The organism is Streptococcus sp. SV2, from assembly GCF_030440175.1.
GTDB classification, from domain to species: Bacteria; Bacillota; Bacilli; order Lactobacillales; family Streptococcaceae; genus Streptococcus; species Streptococcus raffinosi.
Window position 1 is genome coordinate 105,284 of record NZ_JAQFJQ010000002.1, and the last position, 16,474, is coordinate 121,757.

Annotated in this window: 13 protein-coding genes and 1 other RNA gene; 2 read left to right on the forward strand and 12 right to left on the reverse strand. The window is 40.2% G+C overall.

What is annotated here, in order from left to right:
• Positions 1 to 42: 42 nt before the first annotated feature.
• The 9 genes from PCY14_RS01725 to PCY14_RS01765 form a co-directional block, all read right to left on the reverse strand.
• Positions 43 to 537, reverse strand: coding sequence for a GNAT family N-acetyltransferase (locus PCY14_RS01725; RefSeq protein WP_021151403.1), 495 nt, complete (start codon positions 535 to 537; stop codon positions 43 to 45).
• Between the two features lie 60 nt (positions 538 to 597).
• Positions 598 to 1,926 carry a UDP-N-acetylmuramate--L-alanine ligase gene (gene murC, locus PCY14_RS01730; RefSeq protein WP_301363089.1) on the reverse strand — a complete coding sequence of 443 codons (1,329 nt, stop codon included), beginning with the start codon at positions 1,924 to 1,926 and terminating at the stop codon, positions 598 to 600.
• 26 nt (positions 1,927 to 1,952) lie between these two features.
• A complete protein-coding gene (locus PCY14_RS01735) occupies positions 1,953 to 2,669 on the reverse strand; it encodes a hypothetical protein (protein ID WP_021151402.1) in 717 nt (238 codons plus the stop codon).
• Positions 2,670 to 2,822: 153 nt separating this feature from the next.
• On the reverse strand, positions 2,823 to 5,918 hold the full coding sequence (locus PCY14_RS01740) for a DEAD/DEAH box helicase (protein ID WP_042771695.1): 3,096 nt from the start codon (positions 5,916 to 5,918) through the stop codon (positions 2,823 to 2,825).
• A 108-nt stretch (positions 5,919 to 6,026) separates the two neighbouring features.
• Positions 6,027 to 8,012 (reverse strand): cell division site-positioning protein MapZ family protein, encoded by a 1,986-nt coding sequence (locus PCY14_RS01745; RefSeq protein WP_004183738.1) that lies wholly within the window; start codon positions 8,010 to 8,012, stop codon positions 6,027 to 6,029.
• Between the two features lie 2 nt (positions 8,013 to 8,014).
• Entirely contained in the window at positions 8,015 to 9,181 is a 1,167-nt protein-coding gene (locus PCY14_RS01750) for a class I SAM-dependent RNA methyltransferase (protein WP_004183740.1), read from the reverse strand.
• Positions 9,182 to 9,329: 148 nt separating this feature from the next.
• Positions 9,330 to 9,697, reverse strand: an RNA gene (gene rnpB / locus PCY14_RS01755) — RNase P RNA component class B.
• A gap of 15 nt (positions 9,698 to 9,712) precedes the next feature.
• The gene (gpsB, locus tag PCY14_RS01760; protein ID WP_021144976.1) at positions 9,713 to 10,045 is read right to left on the reverse strand and encodes a cell division regulator GpsB; all 333 of its coding nucleotides are present in this window, start codon (positions 10,043 to 10,045) and stop codon (positions 9,713 to 9,715) included.
• A gap of 107 nt (positions 10,046 to 10,152) precedes the next feature.
• The gene (locus PCY14_RS01765; protein WP_008535798.1) at positions 10,153 to 10,668 is read right to left on the reverse strand and encodes a DUF1273 domain-containing protein; all 516 of its coding nucleotides are present in this window, start codon (positions 10,666 to 10,668) and stop codon (positions 10,153 to 10,155) included.
• 76 nt (positions 10,669 to 10,744) lie between these two features.
• On the opposite strand from PCY14_RS01765, the gene recU reads away from it, so the two are divergent.
• Complete coding sequence (gene recU, locus PCY14_RS01770) at positions 10,745 to 11,341, forward strand: Holliday junction resolvase RecU (RefSeq protein ID WP_008535797.1); 597 nt, start codon at positions 10,745 to 10,747, stop codon at positions 11,339 to 11,341.
• Positions 11,341 to 13,632, forward strand: coding sequence for a penicillin-binding protein PBP1A (gene pbp1a / locus PCY14_RS01775; RefSeq protein ID WP_021151399.1), 2,292 nt, complete (start codon positions 11,341 to 11,343; stop codon positions 13,630 to 13,632). The genes recU and pbp1a overlap by 1 nt, the downstream gene beginning before the upstream one ends.
• Positions 13,633 to 13,741: 109 nt before the next feature.
• Here the strand turns inward: pbp1a and pepC are convergent, their stop codons facing one another.
• From pepC to nadE, 3 genes are all read right to left on the reverse strand, one after another.
• Positions 13,742 to 15,079 (reverse strand): aminopeptidase C, encoded by a 1,338-nt coding sequence (pepC, locus tag PCY14_RS01780; RefSeq protein WP_021144973.1) that lies wholly within the window; start codon positions 15,077 to 15,079, stop codon positions 13,742 to 13,744.
• Positions 15,080 to 15,181: 102 nt separating this feature from the next.
• Complete coding sequence (locus PCY14_RS01785) at positions 15,182 to 15,625, reverse strand: DUF805 domain-containing protein (protein ID WP_008535792.1); 444 nt, start codon at positions 15,623 to 15,625, stop codon at positions 15,182 to 15,184.
• Between the two features lie 16 nt (positions 15,626 to 15,641).
• Positions 15,642 to 16,463 carry an ammonia-dependent NAD(+) synthetase gene (nadE, locus tag PCY14_RS01790; RefSeq protein WP_164376359.1) on the reverse strand — a complete coding sequence of 274 codons (822 nt, stop codon included), beginning with the start codon at positions 16,461 to 16,463 and terminating at the stop codon, positions 15,642 to 15,644.
• Between the last annotated feature and the right edge of the window lie 11 nt (positions 16,464 to 16,474).

Genomic DNA, 16,474 nt, shown 5'->3' on the forward strand with positions numbered 1-16,474 from the left:
GCAAATCAATTAGCCCTTTGTCACAGTAACTTAATACTGAAATCACTGGAATTTAGACTTTTCCCAGACCAAATTGTACCATGAGCTACCTCCATGATTTGATTCTGATTCTCCCTCATCAGTGAAACCATTCATTTCATAATAAGCAATAAGATAATCATGACAAGTCAAACTAATCCCTTGACGCTTTTGTGCAATAGCCAGATCTTTAAGTGCTGCAATTAAGGCCGTCCCAACACCCTGCCCTTTAAACTCTTTTGAGACAGATAAACTAGTGACTGCGATAAAACCTCCTTCACTGGCATTCGGAGTTACCTTATGAAACAAGTCGTCTGTTAAGTAACGCTTATCAATTACAGGTCCTTCGATATAACCAGCCACCTTACCATCAATCTCAGCAATTAAGAAGGTATCACAAATAGTCTCTAGGCGCTCTAAAATAGCCTCTGGTGTTGCAGCCTCTTCAAGCGAAAAATTGTCCTGTTCAATACGAACCACATCGGCCCAGTCTTCCTTTCGGGCGTGTCGAATAAGCATATCAATTTCCTTTCTATCAAGAGAAAAAGCTGAGCGAAATCGCTACAGCTCTTAATCTTATTACATATGTGTTTGCAAGCTCGCAAGTAGCTCTTCGAACGAACGTTCATAAAGTTGGATATCTCCTGCTCCCATAAAGACATAGACAGCATTGTCATGGTCAAGAAGAGGCGAAACATTTTCAACTGTAACAACTTTAGCAGGCTTTTTAATTTTAGCCGCAAGGTCTTCAACCTTAACATCTCCATGATCCACTTCACGCGCTGAACCATAAATTTTCGCCAAATAAACCGCATCCGCCTCATTCAAAGCTTCAGCAAATTCATCAAGCAATGCAATGGTACGTGTAAAGGTATGTGGTTGGAAAATGGCAACAATTTCTTTGGATGGGTACCTTTGACGTGCTGCATCAAGCGTAGCAATGATTTCAGTTGGATGATGAGCAAAGTCATCAATAATAACAGTCCCGTTGATGATTCTCTCTGTGAAACGACGTTTAACACCTGAGAAAGTATTAAGATGTTCAGCAACCAAGGCCATATCAAAACCAGCCACATACATGTTAGCGATAACCGCAGTTGCATTCAAGATATTATGACGTCCGTAGGCTGGCACATGGAATTCCCCTATGATTTGTCCATCATGTTTCACCTTGAAATTAGATCCTGTCGTTGTACGAACGATATCTGTAGCCATGAAGTCATCATTTTCTTCAAAGCCATAGTAGTAAATCGGTGCATTAGAAGTGATTTTACGGAGGTAAGAATCCTCACCATAAACAAAGAGCCCTTTTTGTACTTGCTTTGCATAATCATCAAAAGCTGAGAAAACATCATCAATACTTGTAAAGTAATCTGGATGGTCAAAGTCAATGTTGGTGATAATTGAGTAAGCAGGGTGGTACGGCATGAAATGACGTTCATATTCATCAGCTTCAAAGACGAAGTATTGCGCATTGGCAGAACCACGGCCTGTTCCATCACCAACAAGGTATGATGTATCTGTGATATTTTTCATAACATGTGACAAAAGACCTGTTGTAGAAGTCTTACCATGTGCACCAGCCACACCAAAGCTAGTGAACTGGTTCATGAAATGACCCAAAAACTCATGGTAACGCTTGAACTTATAACCATTTTTAACGGCATAGGCAATTTCAATGTTGTTATCTTCATGAAAAGCATTTCCAGCAATCAATTCAACATCATCTGTGATGTTTTTTTCATCGAAAGGAAGAATAGGAATACCTGCTTGTTCAAGACCACGTTGAGTGAAGTAATACTTTTCCACATCTGAACCTTGAACTTTGTGTCCCATTTGGTGGAGCATCAAAGCCAAAGCTGACATACCAGATCCTTTAATTCCAATAAAATGATAAGTTTTTGACATAGTTTCTCCTTACAATCGCATTGCGATTAGTTTGCGTCTTCTAAATGCGTCAAATTCAATTCTTGAGCAATTCGGTGTTCACGGTAAGTTTGACGTTCTGGATAATTGTAAACCTGGCTACGTTTCAAGAAATCATAACTATTTTTCTTGACATTCTTACGAGAAGGGTTACTAGGCTGTTGATAAGTTGGAGCCACTTCTGCCAAGATATAAGTATCTTGTTGCAGACGATTGGCCAAATGATGAATCTTTGAATGTTTACCATTAGGTGCCAAAGTTCTCTTGATAGCACTTACCGGAGCACCCAAGATAGATGCTGTCACAGGTTTTTTATCCGTCGTGATAGCAGCTGGTTCAACTGTAGCCTCAAAGTTTGGTTTAGCTTCTTCCTTAGGCTTAGTAACCAATTGACGGCTAGTCGTATGTTTCGTTTGTTGAACCTCTTGGCGCAAGAATTTTTGGCGTTTCTCACGAACATCACGCTTAGCCTTCTCACGAGCTTCCTCAGCGTAAGTCATACCAGCTTCATGCGTCTCCACTCGTTTTGACTCTTTCTTACGATTATTAGGCTTAGCTGACAAGAAATCATAATTAGGTAATAAATCATTGTAGTCCTTTTCTTGGTAAGGGCCACGGATATTTGTGATTAAATCTTCGTTTTCGTATAGGCGCATAGAGACCGGTTCTTGCAAGCAAGATTCCCCGTCTGGAATCAGCGGAAATTGTCGTCTTTGGCGATACATAAAAGACTTCCTTTCATTTTCGAGATGATGCGTATCTTAATAAAACAATCGAGAATGGGTAGATACGTCTTGCAGTATTCTATTATAGCCTAATTCAAAAGATTTGCCTAGTAGGATTTTGTATTTTAGTATTGAAATATCAATTATAACAATTTAAGATATTGCAATACCAAGAATTTCTTTAATGTCTTCAATTGTCATGCTGGCACGGCTTTCATTGCCATCCAAAACTGTCGTGACAAGGTTTTTCTTGCCCTCTTGAAGCTCAAGAATTTTCTCTTCGATAGTCCCTCTTGTAATCAAACGGTAAACTTCGACATTTTGTTCCTGACCTATACGATGGGCTCGACTAATGGCCTGCATTTCCACCGCTGGATTCCACCAAAGGTCAATGAGAATAACAGTATCGGCACCCGTTAGGTTCAGTCCCACACCTCCTGCTTTTAAAGAAATCAAGAAGGCATCTCGACTTCCCTGATTAAAAGCTCTGGTCATCTCCTGACGACTATCAGATGGTGTAGACCCCGTTAATTTATAAGAGGAAATGCCTAATTCTTCCAAAAGACCTTCTGTAATATCCAACATGCCACGAAATTGTGAAAAGATAAGCACTCGATGGTCGGATTCTTTAATTTGACTAAGCAGATCCCTCAGACTATCTATTTTTCCACTATCTCCAGCATAATCCATAAATAAAGCAGGTGTATCACAGATTTGACGAAGACGGGTAATACCTGATAGGATTTCCACCTTACGTCGATTGATTTCCTGGTCACTGGCCAAGATTAAACCTTGCTGCATCTGTTGCAATTGCGCCAAATAAATCGCCTTTTGATCATCCGACAATTCACTTTGGTGAGTCACTTCAATTAAATCTGGTAAATCAGGAAGTACCTCTTCCTTCTTTCGTCTGAGTATAAAGGGTGAAATATAACGGGCTACTTCCTTAGGTGTCAACTTAAGAAAAGCTTTTTTAGCAGGCAAAAGTCCGGGAAGAATAATTTGAAAAATAGACCAAATTTCCAATAAATGATTTTCAATAGGGGTTCCAGACAAGGCTAAACAATGCGGAACAGAGAAATCACGAAGATACTTCGCAATCTTTGTTTGCGTATTCTTCATGACTTGAGCCTCATCTAAAATAAGATAATCATATTTACCAGCCTTGTATGCCTCAAAATCCTGACGGAAGGAAGCATAACTAGTAATAATAATCTGATGATCCTCAGCAATAATGTCATCACGTTTAGGTTTGAGTCCGTAAGAAACCGCTACATCTAACTGAGGCGTAAATTTTTTAAATTCATCTTGCCAGTTGTAAATGAGGCTTGAAGGTGACAAAACTAAGACACGTTGTCCCTCTTCCAAATGTGCAGAGAGGTAGGCAATGGTCTGCAAGGTTTTTCCCAAGCCCATATCATCGGCCAAAATACCACCAAAACCATAGTGGTGCAACATGGACAGCCACTGAACACCTCGTTCCTGATAGGGACGAAGCGCAACTTCTACCTGATAGGCCGGTAAGTCAAAGGTTTCAGGATGTCTCAAATGTTGCGTCAACAGTTGAAAATCCTTCGAAAAACTAACCGAATGATTCTCTGAAAGAGCATCCATTAATTGGTAGGCAGCTAATTGAGTCAGCTCCAGATGCCCCTGTCCTGAATAACGAGCCCTCAAGCTTTTTAGACTCTCGCTAACACGATGTGTCGCCTCATCAAAGACAATCAATTGACCACTACGATTGATAAAATAAGGTGCGCTTTCCATCAAAGCTTCCAAAGCATGATCCACGTCCTCGTCATCAAGACTTGAAAAATCAAAAGAAATATCTAATAGATTTCCCTGACGTTCTACCTGAACTTGTGGACTCTGCTCAACACGTAAGTCACGCAAAGTCTCCCCAATCAGGACCATACCTGCATTTTCAAAAGCTGGAATAGTGTTGGTGAAGAAATCATAGAGTTCCTGGCTGCTATTTAACAATTTGTTTGATTGAAAATCGGGAGGGAAACCATACTTGTCCATCAAACGAAAAACAGCCTGTTCATGCCGATAATTACTCGTAAAGCCTAAATGGCTCAACTCATGATGATTATTCACGAGGAGACCATCAAAATCAAAGGCCAGTGCCAAGGTAACCTCATTTTCAGACTTCAAATCGAAATGAAATCTGGGCGTAAAATCCTTGATATCAAAGGCCTTAGGAGCCTTAACTGGTCCCATAGTTTTAAAATCAAAGAGACTAGCAGCTAAAATGGATTGCTCATCCAAATTAAAACTGACATGCTTATTCAAATCACTCCCGATAGGCAGTGAGCGTAAACCAACCAAAAGCTTTTGTTGCTTGCGATTGAGACGGTAAAAAACACCTTGATAAAAGAGGATGCGATTATTAAAGAACGCCTGGCTATTCTTTTCAGCAACAGTCAATTCAATCATTTTAGGTTCAACACAAATCTCAAATGAGAAAAGGTTGGCTTCAGCAGTCAAATCTTCAACCAAAAGCTGATGGTATTCCAAGCCCTCCCATTCAAAACTAAAGCCGTCCAGTTCTTGCATTAATTTCAAACCCTCCTCGAAAAAACCGTAAGAGAGTCGCAGGTGTCGGGCATTGTTTGGCAACATGAAGTCCAAATTAGTCTTTGACTCATCCGGAAGCATCCGCCCTAAAAAATTCAAAAATGATTGTGAAGCCTGATCAAACTGGATAAGCGATAGGGGTTCATAGTAGTTTTTACCTATCTGATAATACCCTTCAGTCTCTACCAACTTAAGAAAGGCAGGAATATCACGAATGACATAGGAACGTTCATCTGGCAGACGTCTTAAACGTAAACTCCACCAAATTTCTGAACCATAGGTAGACTCCTCACCTTCTACAGTCAAGCTATACCTAACTGTATCATCTTCATTCAGAGAAAGCCCTTCTAAAAATAGACCACCAAAAGAATGGCCTCGCTCCTGTCCCTGAGCGGATTCTTGCTCCTCTTCCAGTTCTGCTAAGAGTTGCTGACCTTCCTTATCATTTTTGAGATAATACTCGACTGCAGCTAAATGCGGACAATAGCCTTTTTGAGCGAAAGCATCACAGTCACACGTAATTTCAGAATCATTGAGTGCATAAATTAAATGATGTTGGTCCACTGTTGTGTCCAACTGAGTTTCTGAGACCTGATGAATGGTAATTACGCCCTTTTCGAATAGTTTAATACCCTCATTACGGACTCTACCCGGCATCAATTTTGCCATAGTATTCACCCCTATCCTATCCCTCTATTATAGCACAAATTCCTTATAAACTAGGCCTGTATCACGATAAATCAAAAACACCCCCTCAGGGAGTGTTCTCAACTTTTATTAGTAATCAAGTTTGTCTGAATGTCCTGAACCATTACCAACAAAGTAACCTGTCTTACAGTTGATACTAAAGAGGTAAGTTCCATCAGGAAGGTACAAGTTGTAGTAACCATTACCATTGATGATGTTAATTGGTTCAAGGATGAAGTTATCTCCTGAGAAGTAACCACGTGAGTGTGAAGTACTGATAACCTTATCAAGAATACCATCTCCCCAAGTCCAAGCTGGGTTACTTGTGTCCGCTACGACGTTTGCGTTGTATGGTACTCGTGAGCGATCACGTTGGAGGATAGATGGATTGTAATTAGTAATCCCTCGTGTCACAATTGTTGAAGCTGCAGCTGAACCACCTGTAGTTCCACTAGCTACACCTGTTGAAGCTGAGTTAGCTGAATCACTTTGAGCCCCAGAAGTATTTGACGCAGTGGCATCACCAGTATTAGAAGCAGCTCCAGATGTGTTACCACCTGATGGTGCAGCAGGACTAGCGGTATTGTCGCTGGCAGAAGCTGTCGCCGCAGATGTTGCACTAGCAACCTTAGCTTTTTCTTCAAGCTGTGTTTTACCACCCTTGATTGCTTCTTGAATGGTACTATCAAGACTAGCGTTACCAGTGGTAGTCACACTTTCTGGAAGATCATTGAAATTAGCGTCAGATTTAACAGAGATAGATCCATTGTAGCTACCATCTACAAGAGCATCTGATTCATACTTACTATTAATCTTTTGAACTGCTTCAATTTGTTTCTTCAAATTATTATATTTGGTTTTAGCTGACTCATAATACTTGGTTTTTTCCAATTTTTTAAGCAGTTTTTCCAAATCTGGTAACTTGCCAAATTGATCATTAGCAAGCTTTGTTTGCTCATCATCTGTGAAGAAATTCTTATACATTTCTTCGAAGGCCTTATTATCCGCAGCTGCTGTATCCTTGCTTGATGATGATGACGTTGCTGAAGAAGCCGTGCTGGCAGTTTTAGCAGATTGACTATGAGTGCCGTGATAAAGAGCATAGCCCCCACCAATTATAGCTAAAGCCAAAACCGTTAAAGCACCGATGACAACTCCCTTACGGCGGTAAACTGGAATATCATCATCAAAAGCACCCTTATGAGATGGTGAAACAGACTCTGAAGAGATTCTTTCTTCTGCTGAAGGACGATTAACACTCATTGAAACTTTTGGTGTCGCTGTCTCATCATCAGCTTTAGCCCCTGTTACCCCTGCAACCGATGCAGCAATGGCTGATAAATCAATGGTTTGTGAAATAGCAACATCATCTAACAAAGGCTTAGACTCTTGGGGCTCAGGAGTATTGCTATTAGCTACTTCAGGGCCTTGGGGTAGCGGATCATCAATGTTCGCAATCAAAGGATTGTTATCATCAATATTATCTACAGTTGCTTCGCTATAGACCGGTTGCTCAACTGAAGTAGCTGGTTCTGCGATAGCATCGCCAAGATCAAATTTTTCTGCTTCTGATGTGATAAAACGATCTGCGTTCAATGAAGTGATAACCGTTTCAGAGCTTTGACTTTCAGGTTGAACAATCACCTCAGGTTCCACAGGAGCATCTGGCAACTGTCTATCAACAGCAGGCGAAGTCTCTTCTTCCTTAGTATCAGTGACATCAAAACCAAATGTGACCGGTGTAACCTCTTCAGTAGCTGTTGTTGAGTTGATTGACTCATTAGCCATTGATTGACCAATTAAACCTGAATCCGCAAATTCTTGACGTTGCTTTTGAATAAAGGCATCCAAAGGTGAGGTATCACCATCAGCTTCAATTGTTTTGGAGAATTTTTGAGAAGCAACTTCTTCACGGTGTTGCTTGATATACTTATCCAAAATGCTATCCGTTTTTGTTACACCAGCATTAATCTCAGCTTCTTTGCGGACAGCCTCACCAACTGTCATTTCCTTAGCTTCTTGAAAATCTAGTTTTTGGCTACCTTCATAGCCATTTTGTGTTTTATCTTCTGACACGTTTAATTTACCTTTCTAGCCTCTGAACGGCGAACACGTTCTCCAAAATATTGATATAAATCAACTCGAAGGGTACCGTTATATAGCTTACGTTTTTTGTCGGCTTTCATACCGTATTTACTTTCAAATTGTTCATCACTGGTCAAGATAAACTTGCTCCAAGTTTTAAGCGGCGCAAAAGTTTTGCCCATTTCATTATACAAGATATCCACAGCCTTGTCATCCAACAAGCGCTCCCCATAAGGAGGATTTGAAATGATAACACCATTGATTTTATCCGTTTTTAAGTCTTGCAAACGCATTTGTTTCAATTTAATAACATCTTCAAGACCAGCCTCACGTGCGTTAGCTCTAGCAATCTCAACCATACGGCCATCAATATCACAACCCATGATATCCAATTCAGCATCATAATTTGCCTTACCTTCCGCTTCATCACGGACCGACTGTACTAAATCTTTATCCACCCAATTCCAGGCTTCAAAGGCAAAATCACGATTAAATCCGGGAGCAATATTCATACCAATTAGCGCCGCCTCAATACAGAAGGTACCTGAACCACAAGTCGGGTCAATCAGGGGTTTATCGGGATACCAATTACTCAGTTCAAGAATGGCGGCCGCCATATTTTCTTTAATCGGTGCTCCACCCTTATCGGTACGGTAACCACGTTTAAAGAGACTAGCACCTGTGGTATCAATCAATACCGTAGCCTTATCCTTTAAGATAGACACTTCAATCTTAAATTCTGCACCCGTTTCTTGAAGGGGTACGCCTTCAGGACGGTGGAAATACTTCTGTAGTTTCTTAACGACAGCTTTCTTGGAGATTGCCTGAACAGATGGTTCGTTATGAAGTTTTGATTTAACACATTTGGCCTTTGAAATTGGAAACTTCGCTCCGAGGGGAAGGTAATTCTCCCAATCTAAGGCAAAGACCCCCTGAAAAAGTTCCTCAAAGGTACGTGCTGGAAACTCACCCACCACAATCTTAATGCGATCTGCAGCTCTCAACCAAAGATTGGTTTCAGCAATAGCACGAACATCACCCTGAAAACGTACCTTACCATTTTCAACCTGAGTATCATACCCTAACTCACGCAATTCACGTCCAACCACTGCTTCAAGGCCTGCCGCAGCCGTTGCTACTAATGTAAATGTTTCTTTCATTGTTACCCTTTTATCTAATCATTACAAATCTAAATGTCATTAACCTCTCGCTTATCTTTTTCCTCTGTATCCTTAAAAAATTTGAAATGAGGGAATTCTTGCTAAAAGAAGGCTGAGACATGCGTCTCAGCCTCACCTATATGCAATTTTCTATAAGCCATGTTTTGTTCCAGAAGTGACTAGGCACCACTTCCTTCGATAATCATCTGTCTACTGCAAAGCAGTCAGGATGGTCCGTTCGTTTCCAGCCATCCCATGCCCCTACCAAAGTTTGGGTTGCTAGCTTGAGGGGTTTACCGCGTTCCACTTTTTAGGTTTCCCTAAAAACTCCGTCACTGTGGCACTTTCAGAGCTACTAAGACCTATCCAACGACTTAGCCGGTTCACTCGCCGTAACTTGAGAATCAAGTCCCTAGGCTTATTGATTCACCTAGCACAAACACTACTGGCATCACAGCCAGTGCTAGCATGGACTTTCCTCATGGAAGACTAACAACCATGCGATTATCCAAAAATTGCACAAAACCAGAGTTATTTGACAATTTGTTTTCCAAAGACTTCTTTTTCCAAACGACTGATACGTTTTAAAATATCGTAGTTTGAAGATGAAGCTACATTGGCAGTGGCACGTGATGGTTCACTTGTTGCACTTGCATAAGCTGAACGACTCGCAGGAGCAGCTGAGGCTTTAGCCTTCAATTTTGCATTTTCCTCTTGCAGTTCCTTAACCAGTGCAATATAAACACCATAGTCTTTGATGACATCATCTAGAAATTCATCAACTTCTTTTTTATCGTACCCACGCATACTAGTTTTAAATTCTTGTTCGTAGATTTTCTTGGGCGTTAAATTAATTTTAGCCATGATACTCTCCAATACTTGTCTTATCTAACTTACTAATACTTTACTGTCTAATGTTTTTATGATACAGAAAAAATAATAAAATTGCAAGCTTAAAAAACAATTATATCCTATTCTGACATCAACTCATTGAGGTCATCAAAAGTCAGCCTAGATAGAGGATAGTCCTTTGCTTCTAACATCATATCGTAAAAATATTTCAGATTTGTTTCATTTTCAGGTTCATAAAACACATAGGCCTGATCGGTATTGTCAATGAGAAACTGGTTAAACTGTTTGAATTGAGCTGGTGATTGGTAGGCAGGAAAACTATACTTAACAAAATCGACCTGCTTAAAAGCTGCAAGTTTGGCCTGATTCGCTTCATTCCAATTCTGCCCATGCGTTTCAAATGGAAAAAGGGTGGCTAATTTCAAAGAGTAATCTTCTTGAAGTTCCTTAGCCACTTCCAACGCCCAAAATTCAAAACCAAGATTTCCAGTAAAAATTATCCAGTCTACCCCTTCATCCAAAAAACGCTTAAAATCACGCTTAATAGCTTTTTTTATGATAGTTACCTTGGGATCATTATCTTTAAAAACACCAAGTTCAAAGCTCTTATAGCCAGTTACCAGTAGTGATGTCATTCCTTGTTTTCCTCGTTCATTTTATGGTATAATGAAATAGTCTTTATGCATATCTTATAAAGAAGAAGGGAAAGAAATGGTAAACTATCCCCATCAGATATCTCGTAAGATTGCACAGGCACGTCCTAAAAAATCCAATAGTGTTGACTTTGCCAATCGGGGAATGAGCTTTGAATCTGCTATTAATGCGACTAATGATTATTATTTGTCACGTGGTTTAGCTGTTATTCACAAAAAACCCACTCCTGTTCAGATTGTCAAAGTTGATTATCCAAAGCGTTCAAGAGCAAAGATTGTAGAGGCTTACTTTAGACAAGCCTCCACTACCGATTACTCTGGTGTTTACAAAGGATACTACATTGATTTTGAAGCCAAAGAGACACGACAAAAGACATCGATGCCTATGAAAAATTTTCATGCGCATCAAATTGAACACATGTCTCAGGTTATCAATCAAGATGGGATTTGCTTTGTGCTACTTCATTTCTCAACGCTTAAGGAAACCTACCTTCTGCCCGCTAAAGACCTGATTGCCTTTTATCAGATTGATAAGGGGACAAAATCAATGCCTCTTGATTATATCAAAAAAAGAGGCTACGCAATTGCAGAAGCAGCTTATCCTCAAGTTCCTTATTTAGAAATCATTGAAAAATTATTAGGTGGTAACACATAATGGCTAAATTTAATTTCAGCAACTTTAAAGAATCACTTAACGGTTTGACTAAACGTGCTAAAAACATAAAGATCAATCGTTCAGATTCTTCTCGCTATAGTAAAGGAAAGCGTTCAGCTTCGTCTGATCAAAGTCTCGGTTGGCGTATTGCAAAATACGGATTCATTGGACTACTAACTTTCTTTGTAATCTGTGTCATCGCAGGTGGTGGGCTCTTTGCTTACTATGTTAGCAGTGTCCCTAAACTCACCGAAAACAAACTTCAATCCACAAACTCAAGTAAGATCTACGATACCAATGGTAGTCTTATCGCTGACTTGGGGTCTGAAAAACGTGAAAGTGCATCAACAGATGAAATTCCAACAACTCTCGTTAATGCCATTACTTCTATCGAAGACAAGCGTTTCTTTACTCACCGTGGTATTGACGTTTATCGTATCATGGGAGCAGCCGTTAATAACCTTCGTCATAGTAGCACCCAAGGGGGATCTACACTTGACCAACAGTTGATTAAATTGGCTTACTTCTCTACAAATACCTCAGACCAAACTCTTAAACGTAAATCTCAAGAAATCTGGTTGTCTCTTCAGATGGAGCGACAATTCACTAAGCAAGAAATCTTGACTTTCTATGTTAACAAGGTATACATGGGTAACGGTTATTATGGTATGAAGACCGCTGCAAAATCTTACTTTGGTAAAGATTTGAGTGACTTATCTGTGGCTCAAGCTGCCTTGCTTGCTGGTATTCCACAGGCTCCGACACAATACGATCCGTATGCTAATCCTGATGCAGCAACAGAACGTCGTAATACTGTTCTTAAAGAAATGTATGACGATAAAAACATTTCTAAAGACGAGTATGAGAAGGCAAAGGCAACAAGTGTATCAGATGGCCTTCTCCCACTTACGAAAAAAGCTAGCTATGAACCTTATTTAGATAACTACATTAAACAAGTTATTGAACAAGTATCTGACGATGCTAATGCTGACATCTACTCAGCTGGATTGGACGTCTACACTAACCTTAATCCTGACATCCAAAAATACATTTGGAATGTCTACAACTCAAACGATTATATTGCTTATCCTGACGATAAACTTCAAGTAGCTTCTACTATCATTGATGTTACTAATGGACATGTGGTTGCTCAATTGGGATCACGTCACCAAGACGAAAATATCGCCCTTGGTACAAACCAAGCGGTTCAAACTGACCGTGACTGGGGTTCTACAATGAAGCCTATCACCGATTACGCACCTGCTATTGAAAAAGGGGTATACACTAACACCGGTACTACCGTTTATGATAACCCTTATAATTTCCCAGGTACTTCAACTCCTGTTTATGACTGGGACCACAAGTATTACGGAAGCATCTCTCTGACTTATGCGCTTCAACAATCACGTAACGTCACTGCGGTTAAAGCCCTTCAAGCGACTGGTTTGGAGTATGCTCAATCCTTCTTGAAAGATTTGGGTATTGAATACCCAGAGATGTTCTACTCAAACGCCATCTCATCTTCAACATCATCATCAGATTCTAAATATGGTGCCTCAAGTGAGAAGATGGCAGCCGCCTATGCAGCCTTTGCCAATGGTGGTACTTACTATAAACCATCTTATATTAGTTCAATTAAGTTTGAAGATGGTTCAACGAAATCATTTGATTCTAAAGGTACCAAGGCCATGTCGCCACAAACAGCTTATATGATGAATAGCATGTTGAAACAGGTTTTGACAGGTGGTACGGCGACTGAAGCTTATGTTCCTGGTACGATTAATGCCGGTAAGACAGGTACATCTAACTACGGTGATGATGAGTACTACCAAGTACAACGATCAAGTGGTGTCTATGCTGACCTTATGGTTCCTGACGAAACGTTCGTTGGTTATAATACTAAATATGCAATGGCCATTTGGACAGGTTATAAAAACCGTAAAACTCCACTTTATGGCTCAGACCTTGATATCGCTAAACAAATCTACGGTATCACAAGTAGCTATCTGAACCAAATGTATGGTGCCGGTTCTGAAGATTTTGATATGCCTAGCGGTGTTTATAACAATGGTAGCTATGTCTTCCTTACTGGTTCTTCGACATCAAACGTCTATACAGGTTCACTTGGAACTTCTAGTTCTTCATCAAGCCTAGGTTCAAGTCAAAGCAGTGATTCATCAAGCTCACAAGATAGTCAACAGTATGGCCCTGATGCATCAACAAATCCTTCAACATCGGGTTCTAACAGCTCTGAACATTCAAATTCAAACACCTCTACAGCTGATGAGTAAAAGCAATCGAAAAGAGTTATCCATTGGATAGCTCTTTTTTACAACCATAAATTCTAATGAAGCCAACTAAAAACACTGGATAAAATTCCAGTGTTTTTGAAATATCCTCTTATTTTGAAGCAAGGGCTCCCATTGGATCCCAAGGCGCAAGCACTTGTGGATCTGCTTCATAGGCAGCCAATTCTTCAGCTGTAAGGAAGTCTTTGCGAACAACGATTTGATAGGTGTATTCATCCATCCAAGCATCGGAAGCAACAAAGTATCCTTTTTGTCCGACCTTATCTCCCCAAGAATTTTCAACCTTCCATTTAACCGATTTGCCATCAGCGTCCAAATCCACTCCGGTCAATACCATGGCATGGGTCATGAGAGATTCACTGTAATCCAAACGTCCTGCCTTGTCTTGCGTCAAGTTAATATCCATGCTTGCTGTAAAATCATATACATTAGTTGCAAGAATACCTTTTTGACGATCTGAGACTTGACCAACATCTGAACCAAACCAAACAGTTTCTCCTGACTTCATTTGTGCAATAGCAAGCTCTTTGAAACGATCCATCGGAAGGTTAAGATAACGAACACTTGGCGCTCCTACAACATTTCCCAACATCTCAACAGTGTATGATTTTCCATAAGGTTTATCAGCTGTTGGAGCATTGATGACTGACACATAGTCGCTAAGTTTAAGACCTACATATTTCTCAAAGAAAGCTTGTGGAGTGATATTTTGCTCAGATTGGTAGTTGTTATCTTTATCACGGTAAGCAAAATCAAACTGACGTGGTGGTAAGCCAAGAGTCATAGCTAGATAATTGAAGATTTCTTGAAGAAGTTCTTCTTTCTTAGCTTGAACAGCAGCTTGATCAGCACCACCAGCAATCAAATCACGCAAAATCTGAGCATCTTGGCGAAGGAGTTTATTAAGGTATTGGTTAAGTTCGCGACTATTACTTGAAGCTACAGACTCTGGATATACTGATTTGGGAACGACACCATATTTTTCGAAAAGTGATACGACCATATCCCATTGTCCACCATCTTGTTGAGGGGTATCCAGAAGGAATTTAACCTTACGACTGCCAATCTCTTGATCTGCTGTAGCAATGATTTGTTCCAAGAACCAATTTGATTTTTCATACTTGTCCCAGAAGAAAGTATGAGCTTGAGAAAGCTCAAAGCTTTCCAATTTGAAGTCTGAAATCAATTTGTGACGGAAAGTATTAAGTGCCGCAAACATCCAGCAACGACCTGAAGCCTTTTGGTTAGACACTTCATCTTTAGTCAAATCAATTGAAAATACATGATCATTTTCAACTGCTGATTGACGTGTTTCGATGGATTTAAGCAAGCCGTTGTGTGTTACAGCATTCTCAATAGCACTGTATTTAGCATTGGCTTCATAATCCGCAAATAGTTTATCTGTGAAATCTCTTGATAGTGAAGTCATAAGATTCCTCCTTTTAAGCCTTATTCCTTACTATTTTATCACTAATTTCTGAAAATTCAATTTAAAAATAACCCTAGGTCAAACCTAGGGTTACCAACAATCTTATTCCGCTTGATTAAAAACTGTTTGAGGCTCTGCTTTACTTGGCATACAAGACATGATTAAAAGTGCAATGCTTCCGAAAATTGAGAATAAAGCCACGATCGGTATGAACCCCATACAACTTAGAAGTACCCATGCTGGATGAAAGCCTGCATCTCGCAAGCGACGTGTTTGGAGGGACAATTGTGGGATGAGTTCAATTAAACCAAAGAGCATGACTGGCCATGCATAGCCCATAATCAATTGTCGCAGTTCAGCCGGATTATTTAACAGAGCTGGGTCGTTAAAATCAACATTACTGAACAATGGAATGAGAATACAAAATACGACAAGAATGGTCATAATAATGACATTAACCAAATAAGTCCACCAAAAATCTGGACGTGTTGAACGTCCTCTAAAGTCAAAAGCACGCTTCCAAAAGTCAATGTAAGCTTTAATCATAAATCATATTCTCCTCTTATTTCCAAAAATCGTCAAAAATAGTGATTGGCAAATGGCGTTTGTGTTGACCTTTACGCCACCAATTTTCAATGGTTTCTTGAGCTTTTGCTGATACTTCCTTGCCTTCAAGGTAATCATCAATCTCACGATAGGTCACACCAAGAGCCACTTCATCAGCGATTCCTGGCCGGTCCTCTTCCAAATCTGCTATTGGCACTTTTTCATAGAGAGCCTTGTCAGCACCAAGTTCCGCAAGAAGGGCTGCACCTTGACGCTTGTTCAGACGAAAAAGTGGCAAGATATCGGCACCACCATCACCAAATTTTGTGAAAAAGCCTGTAAGATTTTCAGCAGCATGGTCTGTACCAATGACTGCTCCACTATTTTCACCAGCAACTGCATATTGAGTAATCATGCGTTGACGAGCCTTAATATTTCCCTTGTTAAAGTCAGAAATACTTACACCTGCCCTGGCAAGCTCAGCAACCTGACCATCAACAGCTTCCTTAATGTTAACCGCAAGACTCACATCTGGCTTGATAAAAGCAAGGGCATGTTGGGCATCATCCTCGTCTGCCTGCACTCCATAAGGCAAGCGAATGGCAATAAACTGATAGTCTTTCCCTGTCTCTGCACGAAGCTCTTCAACGGCAAGTTGGGCTAGACGGCCAGCCAAGGTAGAATCTTGACCTCCGGAAATCCCTAAAACATAAGACTTAAGGAAAGGATGTTTGAGCATATAAGCCTTCAAAAAATCAACAGATTTTCGAATTTCTTCTTTTGGATCAATGTTAGGTTTAACCCCTAGTTGATCAATAATTGTTTCTTGCAAAGTCATAATGTCTCCTT

Coding starts and splice junctions, on each gene's coding strand:
- murC (WP_301363089.1), bottom strand. CDS start 1,926: ATGTCAAAAACTTATCATTTTATTGGAATTAAAGGATCTGGTATGTCA.
- PCY14_RS01750 (WP_004183740.1), bottom strand. CDS start 9,181: ATGAAAGAAACATTTACATTAGTAGCAACGGCTGCGGCAGGCCTTGAA.
- PCY14_RS01765 (WP_008535798.1), bottom strand. CDS start 10,668: ATGACATCACTACTGGTAACTGGCTATAAGAGCTTTGAACTTGGTGTT.
- nadE (WP_164376359.1), bottom strand. CDS start 16,463: ATGACTTTGCAAGAAACAATTATTGATCAACTAGGGGTTAAACCTAAC.
- PCY14_RS01725 (WP_021151403.1), bottom strand. CDS start 537: ATGCTTATTCGACACGCCCGAAAGGAAGACTGGGCCGATGTGGTTCGT.
- pbp1a (WP_021151399.1), top strand. CDS start 11,341: ATGGCTAAATTTAATTTCAGCAACTTTAAAGAATCACTTAACGGTTTG.
- recU (WP_008535797.1), top strand. CDS start 10,745: ATGGTAAACTATCCCCATCAGATATCTCGTAAGATTGCACAGGCACGT.
- pepC (WP_021144973.1), bottom strand. CDS start 15,079: ATGACTTCACTATCAAGAGATTTCACAGATAAACTATTTGCGGATTAT.
- PCY14_RS01785 (WP_008535792.1), bottom strand. CDS start 15,625: ATGATTAAAGCTTACATTGACTTTTGGAAGCGTGCTTTTGACTTTAGA.
- gpsB (WP_021144976.1), bottom strand. CDS start 10,045: ATGGCTAAAATTAATTTAACGCCCAAGAAAATCTACGAACAAGAATTT.
- PCY14_RS01735 (WP_021151402.1), bottom strand. CDS start 2,669: ATGTATCGCCAAAGACGACAATTTCCGCTGATTCCAGACGGGGAATCT.
- PCY14_RS01740 (WP_042771695.1), bottom strand. CDS start 5,918: ATGGCAAAATTGATGCCGGGTAGAGTCCGTAATGAGGGTATTAAACTA.